26 protein-coding genes and 2 pseudogenes are annotated in these 25,640 nt (G+C 44.6%); 15 read left to right on the forward strand and 13 right to left on the reverse strand.

Translation table 11 applies throughout. The features are described 5' to 3' along the window. Positions 1 to 122: 122 nt before the first annotated feature. From bcsA to CBI30_RS07470, 8 genes are all read right to left on the reverse strand, one after another. Positions 123 to 2,303, reverse strand: a complete 2,181-nt coding sequence (gene bcsA / locus CBI30_RS07435) for a UDP-forming cellulose synthase catalytic subunit (RefSeq protein WP_240553533.1) — start codon at positions 2,301 to 2,303, stop codon at positions 123 to 125. Then, the gene (bcsQ, locus tag CBI30_RS07440; protein WP_161492284.1) at positions 2,300 to 3,091 is read right to left on the reverse strand and encodes a cellulose biosynthesis protein BcsQ; all 792 of its coding nucleotides are present in this window, start codon (positions 3,089 to 3,091) and stop codon (positions 2,300 to 2,302) included. Before bcsQ ends, bcsA begins: the two co-directional genes overlap by 4 nt. Next, positions 3,088 to 3,549 carry a BcsR/BcsP family cellulose biosynthesis protein gene (gene bcsR, locus CBI30_RS07445; RefSeq protein ID WP_088527684.1) on the reverse strand — a complete coding sequence of 154 codons (462 nt, stop codon included), beginning with the start codon at positions 3,547 to 3,549 and terminating at the stop codon, positions 3,088 to 3,090. Before bcsR ends, bcsQ begins: the two co-directional genes overlap by 4 nt. A 50-nt stretch (positions 3,550 to 3,599) precedes the next feature. Then, complete coding sequence (bcsD, locus tag CBI30_RS07450; protein WP_088527685.1) at positions 3,600 to 4,070, reverse strand: cellulose biosynthesis protein BcsD; 471 nt, start codon at positions 4,068 to 4,070, stop codon at positions 3,600 to 3,602. A gap of 256 nt (positions 4,071 to 4,326) precedes the next feature. After that, a complete protein-coding gene (locus tag CBI30_RS07455) occupies positions 4,327 to 5,343 on the reverse strand; it encodes an AraC family transcriptional regulator (RefSeq protein ID WP_088527686.1) in 1,017 nt (338 codons plus the stop codon). Between the two features lie 165 nt (positions 5,344 to 5,508). Then, positions 5,509 to 6,528: an AraC family transcriptional regulator gene (locus CBI30_RS07460; RefSeq protein ID WP_088527687.1), complete on the reverse strand. Its 1,020-nt coding sequence runs from the start codon at positions 6,526 to 6,528 to the stop codon at positions 5,509 to 5,511. Positions 6,529 to 6,644: 116 nt separating this feature from the next. Continuing rightward, complete coding sequence (locus CBI30_RS07465; protein WP_143744373.1) at positions 6,645 to 7,043, reverse strand: hypothetical protein; 399 nt, start codon at positions 7,041 to 7,043, stop codon at positions 6,645 to 6,647. 44 nt (positions 7,044 to 7,087) lie between these two features. Beyond that, positions 7,088 to 7,588 (reverse strand): hypothetical protein, encoded by a 501-nt coding sequence (locus CBI30_RS07470; protein WP_088527689.1) that lies wholly within the window; start codon positions 7,586 to 7,588, stop codon positions 7,088 to 7,090. Between the two features lie 435 nt (positions 7,589 to 8,023). Here CBI30_RS07470 and CBI30_RS07475 point away from each other — a divergent pair, with 435 nt between their 5' ends. From CBI30_RS07475 to CBI30_RS07510, 9 genes and pseudogenes are all read left to right on the forward strand, one after another. Then, the gene (locus CBI30_RS07475) at positions 8,024 to 8,665 is read left to right on the forward strand and encodes a helix-turn-helix domain-containing protein (protein WP_240553534.1); all 642 of its coding nucleotides are present in this window, start codon (positions 8,024 to 8,026) and stop codon (positions 8,663 to 8,665) included. A 294-nt stretch (positions 8,666 to 8,959) separates the two neighbouring features. Then, positions 8,960 to 9,358 (forward strand): annotated as a pseudogene (locus tag CBI30_RS11440) (PAS domain-containing protein); the annotation flags it as partial. Continuing rightward, the gene (locus CBI30_RS07480) at positions 9,359 to 10,438 is read left to right on the forward strand and encodes a sensor domain-containing diguanylate cyclase (protein ID WP_240553535.1); all 1,080 of its coding nucleotides are present in this window, start codon (positions 9,359 to 9,361) and stop codon (positions 10,436 to 10,438) included. Between the two features lie 32 nt (positions 10,439 to 10,470). Beyond that, the gene (locus tag CBI30_RS07485; protein WP_143744374.1) at positions 10,471 to 10,743 is read left to right on the forward strand and encodes an HD-GYP domain-containing protein; all 273 of its coding nucleotides are present in this window, start codon (positions 10,471 to 10,473) and stop codon (positions 10,741 to 10,743) included. Between the two features lie 39 nt (positions 10,744 to 10,782). Next, entirely contained in the window at positions 10,783 to 11,091 is a 309-nt protein-coding gene (locus CBI30_RS07490) for an HD domain-containing phosphohydrolase (protein WP_161492285.1), read from the forward strand. Between the two features lie 175 nt (positions 11,092 to 11,266). After that, positions 11,267 to 12,124 (forward strand): phosphate/phosphite/phosphonate ABC transporter substrate-binding protein, encoded by an 858-nt coding sequence (locus CBI30_RS07495; protein WP_161492286.1) that lies wholly within the window; start codon positions 11,267 to 11,269, stop codon positions 12,122 to 12,124. 94 nt (positions 12,125 to 12,218) lie between these two features. Further along, entirely contained in the window at positions 12,219 to 13,406 is a 1,188-nt protein-coding gene (locus CBI30_RS07500) for an HD-GYP domain-containing protein (RefSeq protein ID WP_088527695.1), read from the forward strand. A gap of 147 nt (positions 13,407 to 13,553) precedes the next feature. Continuing rightward, positions 13,554 to 14,339 carry a formylglycine-generating enzyme family protein gene (locus CBI30_RS07505; RefSeq protein ID WP_088527696.1) on the forward strand — a complete coding sequence of 262 codons (786 nt, stop codon included), beginning with the start codon at positions 13,554 to 13,556 and terminating at the stop codon, positions 14,337 to 14,339. 3 nt (positions 14,340 to 14,342) lie between these two features. Further along, positions 14,343 to 15,668, forward strand: coding sequence for an ATP-dependent DNA helicase (locus CBI30_RS07510; RefSeq protein WP_088527697.1), 1,326 nt, complete (start codon positions 14,343 to 14,345; stop codon positions 15,666 to 15,668). A gap of 206 nt (positions 15,669 to 15,874) precedes the next feature. On the opposite strand, the pseudogene CBI30_RS07515 reads toward CBI30_RS07510, so the two are convergent. From CBI30_RS07515 to CBI30_RS07530, 4 genes and pseudogenes are all read right to left on the reverse strand, one after another. Beyond that, positions 15,875 to 17,465 (reverse strand): annotated as a pseudogene (locus tag CBI30_RS07515) (gamma-glutamyltransferase family protein). Between the two features lie 47 nt (positions 17,466 to 17,512). Then, the gene (locus CBI30_RS07520; protein WP_088527698.1) at positions 17,513 to 18,505 is read right to left on the reverse strand and encodes a Bug family tripartite tricarboxylate transporter substrate binding protein; all 993 of its coding nucleotides are present in this window, start codon (positions 18,503 to 18,505) and stop codon (positions 17,513 to 17,515) included. Between the two features lie 175 nt (positions 18,506 to 18,680). Then, positions 18,681 to 19,406 (reverse strand): LrgB family protein, encoded by a 726-nt coding sequence (locus CBI30_RS07525; RefSeq protein ID WP_088527699.1) that lies wholly within the window; start codon positions 19,404 to 19,406, stop codon positions 18,681 to 18,683. Continuing rightward, the gene (locus CBI30_RS07530; RefSeq protein ID WP_088527700.1) at positions 19,403 to 19,756 is read right to left on the reverse strand and encodes a CidA/LrgA family protein; all 354 of its coding nucleotides are present in this window, start codon (positions 19,754 to 19,756) and stop codon (positions 19,403 to 19,405) included. Before CBI30_RS07530 ends, CBI30_RS07525 begins: the two co-directional genes overlap by 4 nt. Before the next feature lie 157 nt (positions 19,757 to 19,913). On the opposite strand from CBI30_RS07530, the gene CBI30_RS07535 reads away from it, so the two are divergent. Genes CBI30_RS07535 through soxA form a run of 6 tightly spaced genes read left to right on the forward strand, consistent with a single transcriptional unit; the run spans position 19,914 to position 24,719 of the window. Then, positions 19,914 to 20,363 (forward strand): (2Fe-2S)-binding protein, encoded by a 450-nt coding sequence (locus CBI30_RS07535; RefSeq protein ID WP_088527701.1) that lies wholly within the window; start codon positions 19,914 to 19,916, stop codon positions 20,361 to 20,363. Between the two features lie 9 nt (positions 20,364 to 20,372). Further along, positions 20,373 to 22,628 carry a xanthine dehydrogenase family protein molybdopterin-binding subunit gene (locus CBI30_RS07540; protein WP_088527702.1) on the forward strand — a complete coding sequence of 752 codons (2,256 nt, stop codon included), beginning with the start codon at positions 20,373 to 20,375 and terminating at the stop codon, positions 22,626 to 22,628. Positions 22,629 to 22,659: 31 nt separating this feature from the next. Next, a complete protein-coding gene (gene soxX / locus CBI30_RS07545; protein ID WP_088527703.1) occupies positions 22,660 to 23,109 on the forward strand; it encodes a sulfur oxidation c-type cytochrome SoxX in 450 nt (149 codons plus the stop codon). A 16-nt stretch (positions 23,110 to 23,125) separates the two neighbouring features. Further along, on the forward strand, positions 23,126 to 23,611 hold the full coding sequence (locus CBI30_RS07550; RefSeq protein WP_088527704.1) for a SoxY-related AACIE arm protein: 486 nt from the start codon (positions 23,126 to 23,128) through the stop codon (positions 23,609 to 23,611). After that, positions 23,608 to 23,937: a thiosulfate oxidation carrier complex protein SoxZ gene (locus tag CBI30_RS07555; RefSeq protein ID WP_088527705.1), complete on the forward strand. Its 330-nt coding sequence runs from the start codon at positions 23,608 to 23,610 to the stop codon at positions 23,935 to 23,937. The genes CBI30_RS07550 and CBI30_RS07555 overlap by 4 nt, the downstream gene beginning before the upstream one ends. Then, on the forward strand, positions 23,934 to 24,719 hold the full coding sequence (gene soxA, locus CBI30_RS07560; protein ID WP_240553536.1) for a sulfur oxidation c-type cytochrome SoxA: 786 nt from the start codon (positions 23,934 to 23,936) through the stop codon (positions 24,717 to 24,719). Before CBI30_RS07555 ends, soxA begins: the two co-directional genes overlap by 4 nt. Positions 24,720 to 24,728: 9 nt before the next feature. Here the strand turns inward: soxA and purU are convergent, their stop codons facing one another. Beyond that, a complete protein-coding gene (purU, locus tag CBI30_RS07565) occupies positions 24,729 to 25,583 on the reverse strand; it encodes a formyltetrahydrofolate deformylase (RefSeq protein WP_088527707.1) in 855 nt (284 codons plus the stop codon). Between the last annotated feature and the right edge of the window lie 57 nt (positions 25,584 to 25,640).

Genomic DNA, 25,640 nt, shown 5'->3' on the forward strand with positions numbered 1-25,640 from the left:
ATACGAGACACTCGCCGATAAGGTGGGGCATAGCATTGTAATGACAAGCGCTAAAGCTGGGATGCGCTTTCCAAATGGGAGCTTTCGTGACCCTGTAATTTTATTGACCATGGGTTCTTTCACTAAGCTTTGAGTTTGATGCGAGTTGACCTTGCGCGTATCGCTAGATAAATGTCTCTACTGGCATCTCTTAACAATGGCGCTAAATTAAAGACGCCATAGGTCAACACTTCTCTTAATGAGCGCAAAGGGGCATCTTTTGCGGCTTGTCCCCAGGCGTTTACCCAGTTATCTGCCCGACAAAATGTCATTTGGGTGAGCTCGCGTTGCTGCTCTACTGATAGGTTTTCAAATAAGACCCCAATAGACTTGCCCCCTTTGGAAACGGTCCCAGGGAGCACAGCCTCTTTATCCCCCCTGAAAATAGAAACCCATATTTGCTCGCCTACCGGAATTTCTACGGCTGTTAGTGGTTTTAAGCCAAGACCGTTTCGAGAGAAATCACTTGTTTCGCAAACAATGGTCTTGCCATTGGAAAGTAGGATAGTGGCTGGTAAGCTAGCATTAACACGGGGAGTTGCGCGTAGCTGTCGCGTTTCTTTCGCAACGTTGGCACTAGCGCTAATAACGATGATGTTGTAAGTTACCCATACCAAATTGATAACGAGGGTTCCAGTATCTCCATCATTCGTGGCTAATTTAATTACACCAGCCAAAAATCCCATCAGATTTAGCGCAAGCAAGAATATATAGGGCCTAGCTAATTTCCAGTCGACATATTCTTCTTCAACAATTCCGCCTTTAGAGGTTGCGTTAAATGCACCAAATTTAGGATTAATCATCGCTAAGGTAACAGGGAGAAAAATATACCAAGCTAGAGCGGTTTCATAAACCTCGCTCCAGAAGGAATGTCTAAATCGCCCCTGGATTTTTGAGTTGGTCATACTCGCGACAGCAATGTGCGGCAAAGCATAAGCTACCACCATAATGGCAGTTGAGCTAAATACTTCGGCGCCCATCAGTAGGTAGGCTAATGGCGCCGTTAAAAATACGAGACGAGGCAAGCCATAGAAAAAATGCAGCATGGCATTGGTGTAACAAAGGCGTTGCCAAATAGTTAAGCCCCGACCTAGCAAAGGGTTATCTACCCGAAATATTTGAGCCATACCACGCGCCCAACGAATTCGTTGAACAACATGTCGTGAAAGACTCTCTGTTGCTAAGCCTGCAGCTTGGGGAACTGCTAAATACGCTAAGTTGTATCCCTTACGACTTAACTTTAAAGCGGTATGGGCATCCTCAGTCACGGTTTCAATCGCAATACCACCAACTTCCATGAGGGATTCACGCTTCAGAACAGCGCAAGACCCACAGAAGAATGAGGCATTCCATAAATCATTGCCATCTTGTACTAAGCCATAAAACAGTTCGCCTTCATTAGGAACGATGCGATAGGTATCGAGATTTTTCTCAAAGGGATCGGGTGAAAAGAAGAAGTGGGGCGTCTGAACCATTGCCAACTTCGGATCTTTGAGGAACCAGCCCATTGAGAGCTGTAAAAAAGATCGAGTGGGAATATGATCACAATCAAAAATGGCCACATATTCCCCATTGATCTGACTTAATGCAGCATTGAGATTGCCCGCTTTATTATGATGATTGTTTTCGCGTGTCAGGTAAATTGCACCCACTTCATGACAAAATTCACGAAACTCTTCACGGCGACCGTCATCCAAAAGATAAATTCGCAGCTTGTCAGCTGGCCAATCCATCGATAGTGCGGCCAAAATAGTCAGCCGCACTACGTCTAGATCTTCGTTATACGTCGGAATCAACACATCAACAGTGGGCCAGTGGGTTTGATCGGTTGGCATCATCACTGCATTGCGTTTTAAGGGCATTGCAGTTTGTACATAACCCAATATCAAAACAATCAAGGCATAGATTTCTGCTAATACCAAGCCCCAACCTAAAAATGCATCGAGTGCTGTATCAAAATCGACGGAACTGGTTAAGCGCCAGTACATATAACGCAGAGACATCATTAGAGAGATGACAATCATGAGGATGATGCCTGCCTGCCCCCAAGGTAAGGTGCGAATCACTAATGCGATGCCAAATGCGAGAATTGCAAAAACGGCTTGCTCAGATAGGGTGAGGGGTGTGCTAATGACGATATAAATAGCAAATGCGCCAAACAAGGCAATGCTATAAGTGGCTATCCGATATTTCCAAAGTCGTAACTCTAAAACATGATTGCCGAGTCTTTTTAGAATAGAGGATGAATTGACAAAATTATTCAAGATAATTTCTCATTCTTTGGTGCGCGATATCCATCATTTAGAATGGTATTGATTAGCATAGCAAAATCAATGAGGTCATGTGCACCTTGACTCTCAGGCGCATAAGCTAATGCATCTTGATTGCAAGCAAGCGCCTCTGGTATAGATTGATCTTGGTGGACAATGGAAATATTTTTATTGGAAAACTGTAGAGCCATGATGTCTGCAACATCACTGGAAAGTTGCCGTGAGCGATTGAGTTGACTAATAACATACAGATAGTCAATAAAGTCGGCACGATTGAAGCAGTACTGCTCAATCAAACTATCAATCATGGGAATAGTTGCATAACTAGCTGCATCTGCCAAAGTGACCACAATGGCAATATTGGCGACTGATAAGGCTTGCTTTAAGTAAACTGAAGGCCCTGGCGGCGTATCGATAATGACAATGGCATCTTGAGGTAAACCGAGCGACCTCAATTGTTGGTCAAGTAGGAGGGGGTCTTTAGAAAGCGCACTCTCAAAAGTAATACGCTCACTTTCGCTAACGTGACCAAAGGGCAGAACAACGCACCCTGTATTACCCTGAACCATTGCCTTTGCCCAATTGCTAGCACTAAGCGTGCTTAATGCTACCCCCGCATGATGCGATGGGGGAATGCCACAATGTAAGCGCAAGGAATTTTGAGGATCTAAATCGAGGGCAAACACTGTATGACCCCGACTTCGTAGTGCTGAACAGAGATTGGCACTGATGGTTGTTTTTCCGACCCCACCCTTAGCAGAGACAATAGATAGTATTTTCACGAACGTTTCAACCTTTTGAATAGAGAGCTAATGCTTTCAGATGAGGCTGATTTAATATGGGCGGTATCCACTACTAAGGCATTCAGTGCCTTATTTAATTGGACCGGCTTAATCGCTTGAGTCTCTAAAATTGGACTTACTGGTAGAGGCTGAGTAGCTAACGGCTCAACGGCCATCACTTCTTCATCCGTAGTCACCCTAATCTCTTCTTTTGTAGTCAAAACTGTTTGAGTGATGATTTGCTCCACTACACGTTGGGGTACTTGTGCAGACTTTATGGCCGCTTTGGGATGGATTGTGTGGGCTTCCTTAGAATTATCCATTTCGTGAATTGCGGAGATTAGGGGCCAGCGCCCAAGAGACAGATTAGCTTGTTCAGTCTTAACTATCTCCTGATAGCCTTCTGGATTTTGTTCAATCGTCTTATATAAACTCTCAACATCACTTATTTGTTTCATGGGTAATTCCTTTTGCGGGGCTCAAATATATTCGATGTATCCGTGGAAAACTACATGCTGAGCTGGTATTCCGTACTTCCGAATTCATCGGTTTCTGAGATTTGACGAACGCACAAAGAGTCATTAGCGCCCATTGCGGCAAGCCATTTTTGATAGGTACCTTCTAAAAATGCTGTGACCCACAATGGGGTTTCAGAACCAAATGCACCGTTGCGTAAATTGCCATTAGTTGAGCTGTGATGGGTAATTCTTAAAGTGCCATCGTTTTCCTCAAGCTCCACCCAACCCCAGTCCATGTCCTGCCATACTGAGCACATGGCTGCTTGTAAGTCACCTAAGGTTTCGCAGGCGGGTAATGTAGTTTGCGAGCCAAATTGCATGCCAATACCATGCATTACAGCGTGGGGATTTTTTAATTCTGTCAGGCTGGATAAACCATGGGCTGTAGCAGCCAATAGGCTACGCCATTGCCTTGCAGATTGACGCTGAATTCGATAATCAATTTTTTTGGGGGATACCATGATTTATTTCTCCAAGTTGGCAAACATTGTTTTTAAAATGGACTTCAGTTTCTTAAGAACAAGCTTTTTTAGCGACCTTAAAAATGCAGTACATATCTAAAAAGTGCAAAATTACTTTTAATAAATACATATAAGAAACGTCATTTCTATGTCAAATCAGTTAGGGTGCTATATTTAATTGTGTTGAAGGTAGGTTTTTTGTAACTCCTAATAAACGAAAAAGTGTGTCTAAAAATGCACATTTTCTCTGTAATCTCTATCGGGCAAGCGTGCGCGCCAAGGTTGTTGAAGGCAGTTCACCGAAATGCTGTTGGTAATAGGCTGCAAATGCGGCCGGCTTGGTAAATCCACAGGAAAGGGCGATAGCGGTAACGGTAGTACCAGGTGGGGCACTGGTGAGGTGGTTATTCGCCATCATCAAGCGCTCCGTACGAACCCATCTCATGGGCGTAGTGTTATAGCGTTTTAAAAATGCGTAGTGCAGGTTGCGAGCGGACATGTTGCTTACACGCTCTAATGCGCTCAGAGTAATGGGTTGGTTTAAGTGGGCTTGCACGTAATCACAGACCCGATCGAGTAAGCGCCTTGCATATTTTCGGCTTGGGGTGCTACTTAACTCATCTAGAAATAATTCGGGTTGTAACATGACTATCAAATTACGATAAAAGTTGTCATCTATTGCTGTTTGATTCAGTAATTCTGGCTGCAGTGAAAATTGGTCTAGTAAGTTAGCCAATTGCCTAAAAACCGTTTCAAAAGATAATCGACCAACCTGCAGACTGAGTTTTCGGGGGGCATGTAAATCCAATATATTTTGAGAATGTTGGTTCATGCCTAGCATGCTGCGCGCAATTGACTCTAATTTTTGGGGGTTAATATTGAGCATGAGTACTGATTGCAAAGCGCTTTCACCGCTCCCAGTGCTATTAGGCAGTAATAATGCGTTTACACCAGACTGCCAATGGATTAGCCGCCCATCAATGATGAAGTTTCCTTGCCCGTAAAATGGAATCATGAGGGTGGTGTCCTCATTCGGATTGATCTTAAATCTGACAGGGGTGCTTGCTGTTGCGACCATTTTCATGCCGTTGACATTGAGCAAGCAGGATTGATGTTGAAATACCCCATGATCGGCAATGGACTCACACTCCTTCAAACCAGAAATCACTTCGTGAAGACGATCCTCCATCTCATTTACAGAGTCGTCAATTTTTGCAGAGCGCCCTCCAAAGACTAGGGGCGGCAATAAACAAGATAATTTTTTCCTATGCATTAAATTGGCAATACACTTTACAGAATAGAAATTGGCAATCAATCAAGGAAAGATATTCTTGATTGAGCTTTAAAAACTAGCCTTAATTCTGATGGGAGGCTTGAGGGGTGGCGACCTTAAAAGCGCAAGGATGCGCTTAAAAATGCAAAATGCTGGGTATTGGGATTAGCGTGCTTGGGCGCGCGCGAGCGTTGCCGATGGCATCTCACCAAATCGTGTGTTGTAGTAATCTGCAAAAGCAGCTGGCTTATTAAATCCGCAGTCTAAAGCAATAGTAGTTACCTTATCCCCCGGGATGCCACGGTTCAGTTGGTTGTGTACTAATGCCAAGCGTTCGGCTCTAACCCACTGCATGGGCGTGCAGTTGTAACGCTTAAGGAAGGCGTAGTGCAATTTACGCCTAGACATACAACTGACCCGCTCTAGATCAGTGAGGTTAATGGGTTGATTTAAGTGCGCCTGAATATATTGGCAGACTCGATCGAGCAAGCGCCTAGCATATTTGCGGTTGGGGGTTGAGGTTGATGCGTCTAAAAATAGGTTAGGGCACAACATCATGGCGATGTTTCTATAAAAAGTATCATCAATGCCAGATTGATTTAGTAATTCTGGCTGTAAAGAGAACTGATCAAGCAAGTTGGCCAATTGCCGAAAGACTGCTTCAAAGGAGACGCGACCTACCTGCAAGTCGATTTCTCGTGGAATATCTAAATTCATCAAGGATATAGAGTCAGGACTGACCCCCAGCATGGTGCGAGCAACCTTCTCAAGTCTGATGGGATCAAGATCGACCATAAGAACAGATCGGTTTGTGCTCTCAGAGCTCCCCCCGCAATTTGGTAAAAAAACTGCTTTACTGCTGGCGCGCCATTGAAGAGCACGGCCATTTACAATCAGTTCGCCCTCCCCTGAAAGAGGGATGATGAGGGTTGTTTTATTTGTTTTTCCTACCTTAGAGCGTATGGGGGTGCTGGCAGTAGCAGCAATTTTCATCCCATTGATAGTGAGTAGGGATGAATGATGACGAAATAATTTGTCGTCAATGAGGGATTCATATTCTATGAGCCCAGTGACAATGAACTTTAATCGCTCCCGCATATCGTAAACGGACTCATCGATGTGCGTTGACCGATCACCAAAAGCTAAAGCCGATAAATGAGATTTTGAGTTTTGAATAAGCTGCATTAGTAAATTAGAATGGTCTTTATATTCAAGTCAGACACATTAAGACGGGGGTAATAGTATTCGGATAAAAAAATATACTTAGCTTTTTTGGCATAGCAATCATCAGGTTAATTTTCCTATGCCAGTTTTTCTTCTAAGAGTTGAACTTCCTTCATGAGCACTTGTAAGGCATCTTTAATGGATTTGGTTGTATTAATAAATTCTTCTTGTTTTTCGAAGGTACTACCTTTTAATTCAGCATTTCTCTTTTCCACCGCCTCAACGCTGGGCATCCCCAATGCATTTAAGTCCAGATCTAACCAAGATCTCAGCACCAATAGCTTATCCAGTTCAGGGATTGCTAGGCCTCTAAGCCAGCGTCGGGCTGACTCTTGGGTGATAGGCTCTGATGTAGATGTGCGTAGATTAAACTCCTTGGCTACAAAAGCAGCTGAAGGTATTTCTCGGTATCGCAAGGCAAGGGCATTCACGAGGGACAGTGAAAAAGAATCTCGCAACGCTTGTTTCGGGGGCATAAAAAATTCGGATTTTTAAGTGTTCTGAACTATTGGAAGCGTCATTAGCTTAAACTATTTTTTATGCGAGCAGATCTGGCTACATCAGTAGCTAGGTTTGACAATTTAACGGCTTCAGCCGCTGCCTCTGTCGCAATTTTCGTCGCTTCTGCAGCTTGAGCTGAGGCTATTAGGCAGGATTCCTCGGCTTGTTCGGCTACACTAGCTGCTGCTGCTGCACTTGCCGCCGCTGCTGCTGCAGCTGCTTCGATCGCAGATTCGGCGGCGCTTGCCGCTGCATCTGCCGCTGCATCTGCCGCTTTTAAAACTGATAGAGCCGCCGCTTCAGTGGCCGCAGTAGATGCATTTCTGGCTGCATCTGCCGCTTTGATAGCCGCATTAGCAGATCGTTTGGCTGATTCCGAGGCGTGGCCAGTGAGCTCTTTAAGGGTTGTCAGCGCATTGGTATAACGCCGATTAATGATGATGTAGCCTTGACGTAAGTCACTCACCTCAGTTTCAAGTAAAACAAGCTTGGATTGAATTAGTTTAATTTCATCAGTCATGGCTACCTTGTATAAGAGTCCACATTTAGTGTGGTTTTTAATATTATTTCATATTAAGGGGGGGGCTCTCTGTAGCATACACGCTCAAAGTGTAACTATATTATTTATTGCACTTTAAAGGTGTGAAAATACATCATCATTCAGAGCGTATTTAAAATCAACGTGAGTTGGATGGGCGGGCAAGCTATTCCCAATGAAGTTTGTCGAAAGATGGCTTCTCTCATTACATTTATTAAGCCCTTTTTGCAGTATTCGGATAGCCAATCCATGGGAATGCATTAAATATTAAGTCAAATTTCAATCTAAGCAAGTTAGGCTCGTTCAATGGATATGCTGTCAACTGCCCGCCTTGGGATGGGCTGCTCGACTTGTGTGCTCACACAATTTTGTTTGCCAGCGGGCATTGCAATTGAAGGTCTGCCTCGAGTAGATGATATGGTTAAAGAGCGCATTCATTTAAAAAAAGGGGAATATCTCTATCGGCAAGGGGAGGAATTTAATTCTATTTTTAGCGTGCGATTTGGGTCAATAAAGACGGAGTATTCCTTAGTAAACGGTCGGCATCAAGTGATGGGATTTTATCTTCCAGGAGAAGTGCTTGGTTTAGAAGGTATTGATGAGAGCAGCTATCAATCAAATGCCATCACGCTTGAGGATAGTGAAATTTGCATGATTCCATTTGCAGAGTTTCAGGCCCTCACTACTCAAATTCCCGCTTTACAAGGTCAATTTCATCGAATTTTAAGTCGTGGACTCACTCAAGATCAGCGCCACTTTCTTAATTTGGGTAGTCTGTATGCAATAGAGCGGTTGGCGGGATTTTTAATTCATTTGTCATTAAGGCTTGCATTGCGGGGCTATCAAGACAGGCAATTTATTTTACCAATGGGTCGTGAAGAAATTGCTAGCTATCTTGGGGTCAAGATTGAAACAATCAGCCGAGCACTTACCAGATTTTCAGATGCAGGCTTAATTCAGATTCATCAGAGGTTCATTACTTTAGTTGACATGGGCGGACTATATGATATTGCCGGTCAAGCAAAACCCGGCTACCTCTATCTATCTGAAGCAGCTTAAGTCAGGGAAATGGGTCTAAATGAATGTGCTGATCCGCATTTATTTGATTTCCCCACTTTAAAGTTGTAATTTTATTATGTATACCACTTTATAAGAGGATGGCGGGAGGGGGTGAGCTAGATATAGTGAGCTATGAACTGTGGGGGCGTAATTAGACTCCCGTCCTATATTCAAGATTGCTTTTTTTTAGTCTTCATTAGCAGGATTTAGCTTGGACTTATCTAAATCATTATTCATGATTGTCTAAGTAGATTATTAACTTAACTTACTTTCACCTTTTCATTTCGGTTACTTATGGATGATCTTCAGCATAATCAAATAGCTCTTAAGCTTGCTCTAGAGGTCATCAATTCTTCCAGTGACATTATTGTGATTTGCGAAGCTAGTCCCATCGATAAACCAGGACCTCGAATTGTTTATGTCAACGAGGCCTTTGTCAGGGAAACGGGGTATAGCGTAGAAGAGGTAATTGGAAAAACCCCACGAATTTTGCATGGACCTAAAACAGATCAAGCAACTTCAAAGCGGATTCGCGCTACTTTAGAAAAGTGGCAACCCATTTGTGAAGATGTACTCAATTATAAAAAAAATGGAGAGGCATTTTGGCAGTCCCTCAATATTTTCCCAGTAGCCGATGAAAGTGGGTGCTTTACCCATTGGGTAGCTATCCAGCGCAATATTACTGAGCGTAAATTGGCTGAATTAGCTAACTCAAAGATGCAACAGTCCTTTGAGGTGGCCATGCAAGCAGGCGGTATTGGAATTTGGGAATGGGACATAGTAAATGACGTTTTGACCTGGGACCATGGGATGTATCAGCTCTATGGGATATCTGAGCAGAATTTTCCCAATGTTTATGATGCTTGGCAAGCAGCAGTCCACCCCGAAGATCGCTTAAGAGCTGATGAGGATATCCGTAATGCCATCGAGATTGGAGTATTTAATTCTGAATTTAGGGTAGTTTTGCCAAATCAAACCATTCGAGATATTTGTGCACATGCCATAGTGATTAAAGATGCTTTGGGTGTTGCTAAAAAGATGATTGGAACCAATTGGGACATATCCAAAATTAGAGCACGTCAAGCTAACATCGAAAAAATTGCTTTTTTTGATGATTTGACTTCATTGCCTAACCAGCGCCTATTTATGGATCGCTTGAGCCAAGCGATGCTGATCAGTTCGCGCAAGAAAAATTATGGAGCCCTGATATTTATTGATCTAGATAAATTTAAAGTGATTAATGATGAATATGGTCATTTAGCGGGGGATTGGTTGCTGGTAGAAGCCTCTAAACGGATTAAAAAATGTTTGCGCCAAACAGATACGGCATCGCGATACGGTGGGGATGAATTTATTGTATTGCTAGGAGATCTAAGCGCCAATAAAGACGACGCGAAAATGGAATTGCAAAAGATAGCAGAAAACATCAGAGATTCTTTAAGTGCTCTCTATAGTGTTCCTATTTTTGATGGCAAAACTAAAGGTAATTTCATTCGGTGTGGCTGTAGTGCAAGCTTAGGCTCGAGCTTATTTTTTGGTCAGCAGCCTGATTCAATCGAGCTTATATATCAGGCTGACGCTGCAATGTATGAGGCTAAGTCCAAGGGTGGAAATCGAGTTAAGTTTAGTAAGTCAAATTTACTGATGACCACTGAGGATGCAGGGCTAGTTGAAGATAGTTTAGAAGCAGGAAAAATACTTCTTAATACATCCAATAATCAATTAAAGTTAGCCGAAAGAAGGTATCAGAAACTGAAAAACAAATTAACTTAAGTCAAGATGAAACGATTGACTTGCTAGTTGCTTTGGCCGCATCTCGTGATGATGAGACTGGTGAGCACCTCATTAGAACCAAAAAATATAACTTGGCTTTAGTAACTCGCTTATTACAGATAGGGTTTTATTTAGATCAACTGGATGATTCTTTTATTGAGAATATGTGCCGGGCTGCACCATTGCATGATATTGGAAAAGTGGCTATACCCGATTCCATACTTAGAAAACAAAGTTGTTTAACGGAGGTAGAGTGTGCAGTCATGAAGACACATACTTCAATTGGCTCTAGCATTTTGCAATGAAACATGAGGAATGGTAAATTCCAAAATGAGGCCATTAGGATGGCAGCAGATATCGCAGTCAGTCACCATGAGAAATGGAATGGTAAGGGTTATCCAGCAGAATTATCAGGCGAGTCTATCCCACTTTCTGCTCGAATTATGGCGATTTCCGATATGTATGACGCCTTGGTATTTGTTCGTCCTTATAAAAAATCTTGGACACATGAACACGCAGTAGAAGATATTATTAGAAATAAAAATATTGCTTTTGATCCGCCGATCGTAGAAGCGTTTGTATTGGAGAGTGAAAATTTCAAAGAAATTAAAAATATGTATCGAGATAGTTGGACCATTTTTTATCTGCATTAGGATTTTGCTGCTGATGCGGGTTTACTTAACTGGGCGGCCGCACAAGGTCTGATTCAGAGTGTGTTGTCTTGCTAATGTATTGCATTTAGCATGCTTATTTTGCAGTATTCAGGTCGTCATTTCACTATAGACGAGTCATTATGCGATGAGACAGCAATGCAATTTAAATAGTGATATGAAAAAAATTTGTTTTAACTTCTTTGTAGTACTCGTTTTATGGACTCCATTCTTGACCCATAGTGAGTGCATTGGAGATATAGTAGCTAAAAAATCATACTCGGTTTATGTTGTTCCTCAAACGGCGATATCACAGCTCTACAGCTATTGGGTTCCGCTGTTAGAGTCTTTAGGTAAAAGATCAAACCAGTGTTTTGAGTTGATTGTGCCAGCAACTATTCCTATATTCGAAAAACAGTTACTAAATGGAAAAGCGGATTTTGCATTTGTTAACCCATACCATGCGGTCATGGCATTTAAAGCTCATCAATATGTCCCTTTGATTGCTGATGGAAAAAATAAATTAGATGGCTTAATTGTTGTGAGGGCGGATAGCAAGATCAATGAATTGAAGGATTTAAATCATTCGAAAATAGCATTTCCTGCACCCAATGCCTTTGCTGCCTCCTTATTAATTCGGTCTTTCTTAATGCAAAAGGGGATTAAATTTGAGCCAATATACGTTAAGTCACATAAAAATGTGTATTGGTCTGTCATGACTGGTGATGTTCCTGCAGGAGGCGGTGTAAACAACACCTTTTTTAGGGAGCCGGATGAAATAAAAAATCAGTTGAGAATTTTATATAAAACGCCCATGTTTATGCCTCATCCATTTATTGCCAATCCCCGAGTGCCACCTAGTGTCCAACAAGCTGTTCAGAATGCATTTCTTTCAATGAAAAATGATCCGGCTTTAACAGAGATATTAAATAATGTGCAAATTCCAGATCCTATAGCTGTCGACTACCGTAAAGACTATATGCCGATTGATAAATTGATATTAGAAAAGTTTGCCGTTAGTAGTGAAAACCAGTAATCAGGATACTCAGCCGCCCCCTTACCCTAAATTATTTATTTGGCTGGGCTTGTGCGTTCTTACATTAATCCTTGCCAGCAGTTTTTGGACCTCGATGAGCATTAATCAGGTTATTGAAAGTTCATTTAGGGAGTCTGGGGTAAATATTTCTGAGGGGCTGGCTAATGCCGTAGCAGAAAATCTTATTACTAAAGATTATGCCGCTCTTGAGGTTAACCTTCGTTATGCCCTCTCCAATAGCAATCTCCTTTCTGCTGCAATAACAGACAAGACTGGAAAAGCGATTATCAATTTGAAAAGGGCGGGTATTGGAATGCGTCACAATCTAGACTTTGGTAGTAAGTTCGCGACCCTAGAGGATGGAGCAGTCAAGCCATTCAATGAGAGCGAGGCAATTGGTTTAGTTTCTTGGTACCCAATTATTCGAGGTATTCATATTGGATGGGTGAGGGTAGAAGCCTCCAAAATAGACTCACAGAAAATATTAAGCACTTTGTCATTGAATGCGCTCATCATCCTTTTCTTATCACTTTCCCTAATTGTTTTATTTAGCATCTGGAAGCTACGAAATTATTTTTCTAATATCAGTACTTGGAATAAAAATATAATTGATGCAAATAAATTAAAAGAGCGCGAAGTAATTCACTCCCACATCATGATGATGGAAGCGCTGGGGCAGATGGTCGCTAAAAGGGATTCTGAAACTGGCGCGCATAACTACCGAGTAACCTATGTCGCTATTCGAATCGCTGAAGAGATGGGATATGCAGGGACTGCAATGCAGTCTCTCATTACGGGAAGTTTCTTGCATGATATTGGCAAAGTCGCTATTCCAGATTCTATCTTGCTCAAACCAGGGGCATTGTCAGATGCTGAGTGGGAAATCATGAAAACGCATGTTACTCATGGTGAGCAAATGGTAATACATATCGGATGGCTCTCCAAAGCCCAAGAGATCGTTGCTAATCATCATGAAAAATGGGATGGAACTGGATATCCCAAGGGAGTTAGCGGCTCCGATATTCCAATGTCCTCCAGAATATTTATGGTGGCAGATTCCTTTGATGCGCTGTGCTCTGAAAGGCCCTACAAAAAAGTCTTTGATTATGAAACATCAATGAACATCATTTATCAAGAAACCGAAACGCATTTTGATCCTCAAGTCGTTCATATTTTTTCCTCGATCTCAAAAGAAATTTATGAGGAGCTGGCTAGGTTAAGTCCAACTGAAATTAAGGAATTGGTAGCTAGCAGAGTAGATTTATTTTTTTATAATTACTAAGGTGCTTTTTCACTATTTGAACTCTTGTTAGGATTCAGTTATCACTATGACCTGCATCGATCTTTATTAATGTAGCCGGTCTTTTCCCATCGTATACTCTAATTTAAGACTCTTAGTACGGAGTTTTTTATATCTGAGGTGTTGTTGATGAAAAAGTTCGATATCGTTTCCATTTTCTTTGGTCTTATGCTGACAGCGATTGCGGCGTATTTCATGTTGAGGTCTTCACCTAGCCAAAGTGCTCCTGCATCATCTATACCAACAGTGCAGATTGGTAATCTCATCTGGGATCAAACCGAGATGACCATTGCTGACGTAAAGACTTTTTCAAATTCCACTGGATTTATCAGCCAAGCTGAGAAGAATGGAGGAGGTCTCTCTTATGAGTCTGGCTTTATAAAGAAACCGGGCTGGACTTGGAAAACTCCTTACGGCGTTCTTGCAAAAGATGCTGAGCCAGCAGTTCACCTCAATCAATCTGAAGCCACATCTGTCTGTCGTTATTTTGGGAAGCGTTTACCTACCGATGGAGAGTGGACAGCAGCCGCATTTGTTGAACAAAGAGCTAATCCGCCTGCGGGTTTCGTTAAAGGACAACGATACCCATTTCCGGGTGGCAGTACTGCGGCAGTTTCTCATTGCTTAAGTGGCTGTGGTGACTACAAGGGCCTTGCTCCTGTTGGCGCCCTAAACCGCGGTACAGGTCATGTAACATCCAGCACTACTAAAGCAGGTGTCAATGGTCTATTGGATATGGGCGGCAATGTATGGGAGTGGACCTCCACTGAGCGCAATGGCGGATACATTACTCGCGGGGCATCTTGGTGGTATGGCCCTGATAGACAACAGGAGGCTGATATAGAATCAAAGCTGGGGGATATTGCCGTGGTCTATATTGGATTTCGGTGTGTTGCTGATGTCATGAAACAATAAGGCATGACTACACCTGTTGTTGATCTCTCACAAATTGAAATCACCCCTGAGTACCAAGCTGTAATTGACGCCATTGAGCGTCGTGACCCCTATATTTTTGTCAGCGGTAAAGCGGGCACCGGAAAGACGACCTTAATTGGCTATCTTCGAGAAAACATCCCTGGCAATGTCGTCGTAGTTGCACCAACCGGTGTAGCAGCATTGCAAGTGAAAGGCGTCACGATTCACTCTTTTTTTCGTTTGCCTCCACGTCTGATCTTTCCAGAAGAGGATATCAAGCCCCTCAAAGACAAGCGGCTTTACAAGGATATTCGCCTACTCATTATTGATGAGATTTCCATGGTGCGCACTGATGTTGTTGATGCCATGGATTTATTTCTGCGAGCCAATGGCCCACATAAAAGCCAGCCTTTTGGTGGTATTCAGGTGATGTTTGTAGGGGACTTATTTCAATTGCCGCCAGTAGTGTCGAGTAGTGATATGCAGGTACTCGCTGATCGGGGTTACGAGGGCCCTTATTTCTTTTGCGCCATGGCGCTGCATCGTAAAGATGTCACGATGGTGGAGTTATCCAAAATCTTCCGCCAGAAAGATGCCCATTTTGCAGCCTTACTTAATCAGATTCGGATTAATGAAGATATCGATGAAGCGCTCGTTACCCTCAATGCCATTTGTTATGAAACTAAGAAAGAGGCTGATGATCAAACGATCACTCTGACCACCACCAATGCTAGAGCCGATCAAATCAATAATGCAGGCTTGCGCGCCTTAACTACTGAGCCGAAGATTTATCCTGGACAAACTACGGGTAAGTTCAATATTGATGAGCGTAATCTTCCGTCGCCTAATAATCTGGTGCTTAAGGTAGGTGCTAAGGTGATGTTTACTGCAACTGATAGTAATTTTCCCAAGCGTTGGGTGAATGGCACGATTGGTATTGTTCGAGAATTGTTACCCAATACCGTCAAGGTGATGGTGCAAAACGGACCTTACTCCAATACAGTGGAAGTGAAAGGTCATCAGTGGGAGTCCTATCGCTACGACCATGACATGATGTCGGGGCGGATTTCACCAAACATTATTGGCACCTTTGTACAAATTCCTTTAATGCTCGCTTGGGCGGTCACTATTCACAAGAGCCAGGGCAAGACCCTCGATAAGATCAAAGTGGATCTATCGTCTGGTGCCTTTGCATCGGGGCAGGTCTATGTGGCTCTCAGTCGCTGTACCTCCATCGAGGGTATTTCGCTAGAGCGACCCATTTCACCAAGGGATGTGAGTTGTGATCAAGAGGTCAAGCGCTTTTATATGAACTGCTTGCCTAGTTAGATTATTCCTCTAATTTGATAATTCGCTTCATATAATCTGCAAATAATGGTACGGTAAATACAGTATCTCCATGTGATGGGTTATAAATCATCCCCTTCCTTCTTCATAGTCGTGGCGATATCCCCTGATCTTGGTGCTGGCGAGTCAATTTCCGCCATTGCTCTTAAGTAGTTTATCTCCATTGGCGTGCAGCGATCAAAGCGAAACTAAAACCCTGCCGCCAAGCCATCGCGGCGATGATCGCTCCCAGCGATATAGGCATCTTGAATATTTTCACCTAATAAAGCAATCGCTTGGGCGCTACCAAAGTCTAGGCTATTGGCTGGCATGACTGTGACTTCATGACCCATGCTCTTGAGGCCTTCTACTGCTGCAGTAGGCATCGATGCCTCTACCGTAAGCTTACCCAGATCGTCAATTCTCCAGCGTGGCGCATCTGAGCAGGCTTGTGGATTGAGATACTCATCGACAAAGCGCATCACAAATTGAATATGGCCTTGTGGCTGCATATTGCCACCCATGACGCCAAATGCCATAGTCGGTTTATCACCTTTTGTTAAGAAAGCAGGAAGGATGGTGTGGAAGGGGCGCTTGCCTGGGCCCACTTGATTAGGATGGCCGTCAATTAAGCTAAAACTCATACCGCGATTATGAAAAGCAATGCCACCAGGAGCTACTACGCCTGAGCCAAAGCCTTTGAAGTTGGATTGAATGTAAGAAATCATCATGCCGGATTCATCTGCGGCGCACAGATACACAGTGCCACCAGCATGTGGATCGCCAGCGCTATAAGTTCCAGCCTGCTGATGATCAATCAATGCGGCACGTCCCGCTAAGTAATCCCTATTGAGAAGCGCCTCGGTAGTGACATTCATCGTGCTGCACTCAGAGACATAGGCATAGGCATCTGCAAAAGCCATGCGCATGGCTTCTACTTGCAAATGAATACGCTGCGCAGAATTGGCAGGATATTGTTTGACATTCGCTGCTTGCAAAATACCCAAAGCCATTTGCGCAGCTATACCTGATCCAGTTGGGGGGGATTTCATGGAGAGTGTAATCGCCATAATCGAAGGCCAAAGGCTCTACCCATTCAGGTTTGTTTGCCGCAAAGTCAGCCATCGTGAAACAACCGCCTGTGGCTTGTGCAAAGTCGACCATGCTTTTGGCTAAGTCACCCGAATAAAAGGACTCTCCTTCAGAATCAGCAATAGCACGTAGTGTCTTTGCTTGTGCAGGGTAGCGCCAGATTTGACCAGCAGTAGGGGCTTTGCCATCGATTAAGAAAGACTCGGCAAAGCCAGGTTGATTTTTGAGAATCGGGATGGCTTCACGCCATTGACGTGCGATCACGGGCGAAACAGGAAAGCCATTTTCCGCATAATCAATTGCGCGCTTAAAGAGTTGGGCAAAAGGCAGTTTGCCAAACTTGCGCGATAGCTCAATCCATCCTGAAACCATGCCCGGTACCGTCGCGGTATTCCAGCCAATCAGATCCATTGCTGTTTTGCCAGCAAAATACTCTGGAGTCCATGCAGCGGGTGCGCGACCGGAGGCATTCATACCATGGAGTTTTTTGCCATCCCAAATCAATGCAAAGCCGTCGCCACCTAAGCCATTCATGGTGGGCTCTACAACTGTCAGCGTGATCGCAGTAGCTAGGGCAGCATCAACGGCATTGCCACCATTTTGCAAAGCTTCAATGCCCGCTTGTGTGGCTAATGGCTGTGAACTGGCAACCGCGTTCTTGGCAAGGACTGGGGCACGGCCGCCACCAAAGGGAGGGGAAATCAACATGGATCTAATCTATTCAATAAGAGGGTGTACTTCAAGACAATGGTTACTTAGTCAATTTTAACGTTGGCAGCCTTAACGATCTTCGCCCATTTGTCTTGCTCGCTTTGGGTAATGATGGAGAGTTGCTCAGAATTAGCAAACTGTGGATGTATCCCTTGGTTTGCTAAGCGAGTTTTAAAGTCTGGATTAGTCAAAATCTTCCGGATTTCTCTTTCTAGTCTTGCGGTAATGGCGGGAGATGTTCCCTTAGGCGCATAGATTGCATACAGGTTCTCCACATCAAACTGTTTCATTCCATCTTGACCTAAGGTGGGTACATTAGGCATTAATGGTGAACGCTCTGGCGCGGCAATCGCGATTGGACGTAACTTACCGCTCTGAATATGCGGCAGGGATGCAGTCACGCTATCAAACATCATGAGGGTATTGCCGGCAATTAAATCGGGCAAGGCAAACGCACTACCTTTATAGGGGATATGTGTACCGCTCGCACCGATACGCTGCATGAACAAGGTAGATTCTAAGTGGGAGAGACTGCCATTGCCTTGGGATGCGTAATTGAAGTCACCCTTTTTGGATTTAATAAACGCAATCAGCTCTGGTAAGTTTTTGGCCGGCACGGAAGGGTTGACCACAATCAAATGCGGAATGCTGCCAACTAAGGCAACCGGTACAAAATCCTTCGTCAAATCTGCTGGAGGATTTTTAAAGAGTGAGTAAGAAATCGATTGATTTGTCAGTGCACTAAAAAGCAAGGTATATCCATCGGGTGAAGCCTTAGCAGCAGCACCTAGAGCAATCATTCCACCTGCGCCGGGCTTGTTGTCAATGACCACAGGCTGGCCTAAGGCCTCACCAAGAGGTACGCCGATTGATCTGGCAAACACATCAGTAGAGCCCCCAGCAGGAAACGGCAGAATGGCGATGATGGGTTTTTTAGGCCAATCAGCATCCGGCGCTGCAAATGCAGGAGTGCCAAGACCTATTGAAAACAGCAGGGCTGTGAGAAGGTGGCCATAGAATTGTTTGGGTATGTTCATTTCAATATTCTTTAAGTGATAGGTCTATCGTATTGGAAAAGCACTAACCAGGTGAGCTTAGATGATTGGTGCTAATAGATATTAGCTAGCATGATGCGAAATCAGGATTTGGTGCTCGCTATTAGTGCATGATGCCCAAGGTGAGGTCATATTCAATGCAAGTGGAGCATGTTTGCTAATTAAACAGGTGGTACAGAATCGGAATAGCCACCGCGCTGATCACGCCATTCATCCCCATGGCAAGACTGGCATAAGTTCCCGCCTCAGGATGAATGCTAAATGCACGTGAGGTTCCAATCCCATGTGCCCCAATACCAATCGCAAAGCCCCTTTGCCACCATGCTTTCATACCCAGCGCATTGAGAATAAATGGCGCCAAAATTGCGCCCAGTATTCCCGTGATAACAGCAAAAATAGCGGTTAATGTTGGGGAGACGCCAATGCGCTCTGCAATACCCATCGCAATTGGCGCGGTAACCGATTTGGGATACATAGCGCCGGTAATGCTGGCGTCAGCGCCAAATAACTTGGCAATATTGACTGCGCTGATGATCGATACCAGCCCGCCGGCAACCAAGGATGCCAGTAGGGGAAAGGAGCGACCCTTCAGACTAGCAAGCCCTCTATAGATAGGAATGGCTAAAGACACTGTCGCAGAGCCCAATAAGAAGTGAATAAATTGCGCACCTTCAAAATAGGTGGAATAGGGCATCTCAACGAATTGAATAATGCTGGCTACCAAGATGATGGCAATTGCTACTGGATTGGCGAGGGGGTTTTGCTTGGAGGTCTTGTAGACCCAAAGCCCAATTTGATAGGCGGCTAAAGTAATAAAGAGGGCAAATAAAGGGCTTCCAGAGAGATAAACCCAAATCTCGACGATGGAATGTTTCTCGCTCACTGATCCACCTCTTTGGGCTTGGAGCTGAAAAAACGTACCACCACAGCGCTAGTGGCGATGGTCAGAATCACACTGCCTACCAAGGCGCTCACAATTGCTAGAGCATTGGCTTTGAGTTGTGGCAGGAATAGCACCACCCCAACAGCTGCCGGCACAAATAAGAGGCCAAAGTACTGGCTAAAGCCATCGGCAACGCTGGCTAATTCAGGGTTAATCCCTTTGCGCAGTACCAGCCAAATAATGAGGAGTACTAGGCCAATCACGGGGCCGGGCAAGGTAGGCAGGGCGAATTTAGAAATAAGCTCCCCTAGACTTTGAAATAAGAGGATTTGGACGAGACCGGAGATCATGTCTTGATCTTACTGCCGAGCAATATATGTTGCAATGCAATAAATGAATTCTTGTTTAATATAAGCTCAACAAAAGCAGGATATAAAAATTATAAAAAGCTGGGGGCCATTACTGAGAAGTAAAACCCTCAAACATAAAACCAATAGGAGAGCACACATGGCTGACTTAAACGTCAATGGTAAAAAGTACAAGGTAGATGTTGATCCGGACACCCCATTGCTTTGGGTGATTCGTGACCATGTGGGTTTAACTGGCACCAAGTATGGTTGCGGTGTCGGTCAATGCGGTGCTTGCACCGTTTTGTTTGATGGTCAAGCCATTCGAAGCTGTGCGATTCCAGTTAGTGCTGCAGAAGGAAAAAAGATTGAAACCATTGAGAGCTTGGAAAAGAATGGCCAGCTCTCCAAAGTTCAAAAAGCCTGGGTCGACAATCAGGTGCCTCAGTGTGGTTACTGTCAGTCTGGCATGGTCATGGCTACCACTGCGCTGTTACGCAATACCCCAAAGCCGAATGATGCACAAATTGATGCTGCGGTCACCAACATCTGCCGTTGCGGAACCTTCCAACAAGTGCGTGATGCAATTCATGCTGTGAGCAAGGCATAAGGAGCGATCATGACTAAAAAAATTAAAACAGCAACTAACACAGCCACCAATACAGCAGCTACGAGTACTTCACGTCGCCACTTTATTGTTGGCTCTAGCGCCATTGCAACTGGATTGGCCATTGGCTTTGATTTCTCATTTATTTCTGTGGCGAATGCTGCTATGGGCACTGGCACCACTGCCATGACTCCTTTGGCGACACCTGAGATCGGTGTTTGGGTAGTAGTAAAGCCAAACGATGACGTCGTTGTGCGTATCGTGCGCTCCGAGATGGGCCAAGGAACGATTACTGGTCTAGCACAAATGGTTGCCGAAGAATTACAGTGTGACTGGAAAAAAGTCTCTTATGAGTATCCATCACCAGGTGAGAGTCTCAAACGCAAACAAGCTTGGGGAAGTTACTCTACGGGTGGCAGTCGCGGTATTCGCACTTCAGAGCAGTATGTTCGTAAAGGTGGTGCAGCTGCACGCATGATGTTGATTCAAGCTGCCGCTAATCAGTGGAATGTTCCCGTATCAGAGTGCGTAGCTAAAGACAGTGTGATTACCCATACACCATCTGGACGTAAAACTACTTTCGGTAAAGTTTCTGTTGCCGCATCTCAGTTAGAAACCCCAAAAGAAATTCCTTTAAAAGATCCTAAAGAGTGGACTTTGATTGGTAAGTCAGTCAATCGTATTGACGGCACTGCTGATAAGGTCACTGGTAAGCAGGTATATGCGATTGATTTAAAGATCCCAGGCATGTTGGTTGCGACGATTAAAGAATCTCCAGTATTTGGCGGCAAAGTCAAAAGCTTTGATGCTTCTAAAGCCTCCAGCATGAAGGGTGTCAAGAAAGTTGTGCAAGTAGGTGATTCAGCAGTTGCGGTAGTAGCTGACACTTTCTGGCAAGCTAAGACCAGCTTAGATGCAGTCAATATTATTTGGGATAACGGTGCTAATGGCGATGTCTCAAGCGCTTCTATCAAGAAGATGCTGGAAGAGGGGCTTACTGCGAATGAAACTTTTGTGGGCAACTCCAATGGTGATGTGAAGGAAGCAATTGCTAAGGCGTCTAAAACTATTGAGGCCACCTATTTCTATCCATTCTTAAATCATGCCACTTTGGAACCACAAACAGCTACTGCGAAGTGGACGGCAGATTCTTGTGAGGCTTGGGTGCCAACTCAAGACGGCGAGGCATCTTTAGCTGCTGTGATCGCTGCCTCTGGATTGCCGGCTGAAAAGTGCAACGTCTACAAGGTGAACCTCGGTGGTGGATTTGGTCGTCGTGGCGCATTCCAGGATTACACAACGCAAGCAGTCAATATTGCCAAGCAAATGCCGGGCACTCCAATCAAATTGATTTGGACTCGTGAAGAAGACATGACCCAAGGGCGTTATCACCCAGTGATGATGTGCAAAATGACTGCGGCAATTGATGACAAGAAAAATATCACTGGTCTCAATATGCGTTTATCAGGCCAGTCTATTTTGGCAGCAGTCCGTCCAGCAGTGGTAGCGGCTAATAAGGGTAAAGATCCCGTTGTGTTTCAGGGGCTAGATGCTGCTGGTGAGCATGGCATTACTTATAGCTTCCCAAATTTGATGATTGATCATGCCATGCGCAATACGCATGTGCCGCCGGGCTTCTGGCGTGGTGTGAACGTCAATCAAAATGCGATCTTTATTGAAACCTTTATGGATGAGATGGCAGAAGCAGCAGGAGTGGATGCAGTCGAGTTCCGTCGTAAGCACATGGAGAAGTACCCACGGGCCATCGCAGTTCTCAATGCAGTAGCTGATGGTATCGGTTGGACCAAGCCGGCTAAGCCAGGTGTATTCCGTGGCGTTGCGCAGATGCGCTCCTTCGGAAGTTACGTGGCCGCTGCTTGTGAACTCTCAGTCACAAATGGCAATGAAGTGAAAATTCATCGGATTGTGGCTGCAACTGATCCGGGTTATGTGGTCAACCCAGATCAAGTGGCCCGTCAAGTATCCGGTTCTTTTGTCTATGGTTTATCTGCTCTCTTTGAGGAGGAAATTACGATTGAGAAGGGCGCAGTTGTCCAGAAGAACTTTGATACCTTTAACTCCATTCGTCTCTCACAGATGCCTAAAGTTGAAACGATCATCATTCAAGGTGGTGGTAAAGACTGGGGTGGTGTCGGTGAGCCAACGATTGCAGTAGCAGCGCCAGCAGTACTCAATGCGATTTACCGAGCCACTGGTAAACGTTTGCGTACAGTGCCCTTGAAAAATAGCGGTATCAAGTTGGTATAAGTTCGATGTTTATGGGATTGGGTAAGGGGTAATGAGAAGCATACTGGTGGCGGTATTACTGGGAATGTCGATCGTTTCTCTTGCCAACCAAACCCAAGCGCAAACTTGGTCGGGGGATTCTATTGTGAACCCCCTTACTTCTTCTCCTGGGGATGCAACTAAAGGTCGAATGATTGTGGCGAGTCGTCAAACAGGCTTATGCCTACTTTGTCATAGCGGACCCTTTCCGGAGGAGCGCTTTCAGGGCAACTTGGCTCCCGATATGGGGGCTAGTGTCGGGCACCTCAGTGAGGCGCAATTGCGAGCCAGAATAGTAGATCCCAGTCGCTTTAATGCCGGCACCATCATGCCTTCTTATTACCGCACCGAAGGGCTTAATCGCGTGGCACCCAAGTTTGAAGGTCAATCTATATTAAGCGGGCAAGAGATTGAGGATGTCGTGGCCTTTCTAGTTAGCCTGAAGGTAAAAACTGTTCAATGAAATACGAAATATCACTATGACTTCATTAAAAGTAAGTTCCACTTCTCCCAATTTGACTCGAAGGCTATATTTGTCTGCACTGGGTATTTTGGGTTTGTCGAGTTGGCTTACCCCTCTCTCAGCAGGTGCTAAGCAGCCCGAAGCAATGGAGGCTATTGCAAAGATAGTGGGCTCAAATGCCATTCAGAATGGACGGGTCAAGCTAGTGATTCCACCATTAGTGGAGAGCGGTAATTTGGTGGTACTCAAAGTGGCTATCGAGAGTCCAATGTCTTCTATTGATTACGTTAAGGCCGTCCATATTATTTCTGAAGCAAATCCATTGCCTAATATTTTTACAGCGTATTTCACCCCGCGCTCTGGTCGCGCAGAAGTTACTACACGGGTGAGGTTGGCGGATTCCCAGCGCGTATGGGCAATCGCCCAAATGAGCGATGGTGGTTATTGGCAGGGTTATGCCGATACCTTGGTGACTTTGTCTGCTTGTACGGAGATGATATGAGCAAGACCTCCCGTACTGGTCTTACCGCCCCCGCGAACGCAAAGAAGGATTCGATTATTGAGATCCGAGCGATTGCTCAGCATGACATGGAAACTGGCTTTCGATATACGGAAGATGGCAAGCGTATTCCCCGGGACATTATTCGTTTGTTTACCTGCCGCTATAACGATGAAGAAGTCTTTAAGGCTGATTTTTACCCAGGCATTGGCGCTAATCCTCTCATCATATTTACTACCATTGCGGTCGCATCAGGCACGATTGAGTGCAAGTGGACGGGTGATGATGGTTATGAAGCGATCAATCAAGTAAAAATTACTGTCTCGTGAAAGCTTGGCCACTTCGCAATCGGTGGCGATTTATATTGCTTGGACTCATGATTGCGCATGTTGGATTTGCGGCTGACATTCCAAAAGATAGCCGCCAATCGAGTTATCAATTGATGACGACTGAAAATCAAGCCATGCAAGATGATCCCAACTTAAACCCTGCTCTGTTTTGGGTGATGGATGGCCACAGTCTCTGGAAGGAAAAGACGGGAAATAAGAACGTCTCTTGTGGGTCTTGTCACGGCGATTCTGGAAAAAAGATGGCTGGTGTTGCAACCCAATTTCCAAAAGTCATTAAAGGAAGACTGCAAACTTTAGAGGGGCAAATTAATCAATGCCGCTCAGCGCAGCAAGAGGCACCAGCACTTGCTTATGAAGGTAAAGAGCTTTTAGCATTAACGACATTTGTGGCCACTCAATCAAAAGGGATGCCAATCACTATTCAAGAAACACTGCAAAATAAGAAGGATCTGCAACAAGGCAAACTGTTCTTTAATGAAAGAATGGGGCAACTCAATTTATCCTGTGCTCAATGCCATCAAGACCGTGCTGGCTTGAAATTGGGTGGCAGTCTTATTCCGCAAGGGCATCCTACTGCCTACCCAATTTATCGAATTGAGTGGCAAACCATGGGATCTTTGCAAAGACGTCTTCGTAATTGCATGAGTGGGGTGCGAGCTAAGCAGTTTGAGTACGGCTCTACTGAAATGGCTCAGCTTGAGCTCTATCTCATGTGGCGGGCCAGAGGAATGCCCCTGGAAACTCCAGGGGTGAGGCCCTAAAGATCCAGGTTAATCTGAGAAGACTACAGAAGTAGCGCCATTAATCAATACGCGATCATGCAAGTAATAGCGTAGAGCGCGCGACAGGACGGTACGCTCCAAGTCACGACCTTTACGAACCAAGTCTTCTGGTGTATCGCCATGCGTTACGCGTGTCACGTCTTGCTCAATGATCGGTCCTTCATCTAGATCGCTAGTCACGAAGTGCGCAGTAGCGCCAATGAGCTTAATGCCGCGAGCATGAGCTTGATGGTATGGCTTAGCGCCTTTGAAACTTGGCAAGAAAGAATGGTGAACATTGATACAACGTCCCGATAATTTAGTGGATAAATCATCTGAAAGAATTTGCATGTAGCGCGCTAAGATCACCATATCCACTTTGGAGTCATCAACAATCTGCAGCAACTTCGCCTCTTGAGCGGATTTAGTATCTGGAGTGACGGGCAGGTGATAAAACGGTATATCCGCAAAATCAATGCTGGCATACACCTCACGTGGGTGATTAGAAACAATCCCGCAGATCAGCATCGGCAATTCACCGATGCGCCAGCGATAGAGAAGGTCTACTAGGCAATGATCTAGCTTCGAAGCCATGATCAGTACGCGTTTTAAATCTTTAACGGCGCGCAATTCCCAGGTGAGATCAAAGCGTTTGGCAATATCTACAAAGCCCACTTTAAGAGTTGTGGCATCGCTATCGCAACTAAAGCTGACGCGCATGAAAAAGCGCTTTGAGGCCTTGTCATCGAATTGCTGAGCCTCTTCAATATCGCCACCCAATTCAAAGATATAGGTTGATACGGCGGCAACAATGCCCGGACGGTTAGGGCAGGTAAGTGTGAGGTAGTAATTTTCTGTGGTCATGGCTTCAGTATGGAAAAGATGGCTGATAAGGTGTAATTTTAGACTGCTTATGCGAGG

This window comes from Polynucleobacter aenigmaticus (assembly GCF_002206635.1).
In the GTDB taxonomy this organism is placed as follows: Bacteria; Pseudomonadota; Gammaproteobacteria; order Burkholderiales; family Burkholderiaceae; genus Polynucleobacter; species Polynucleobacter aenigmaticus.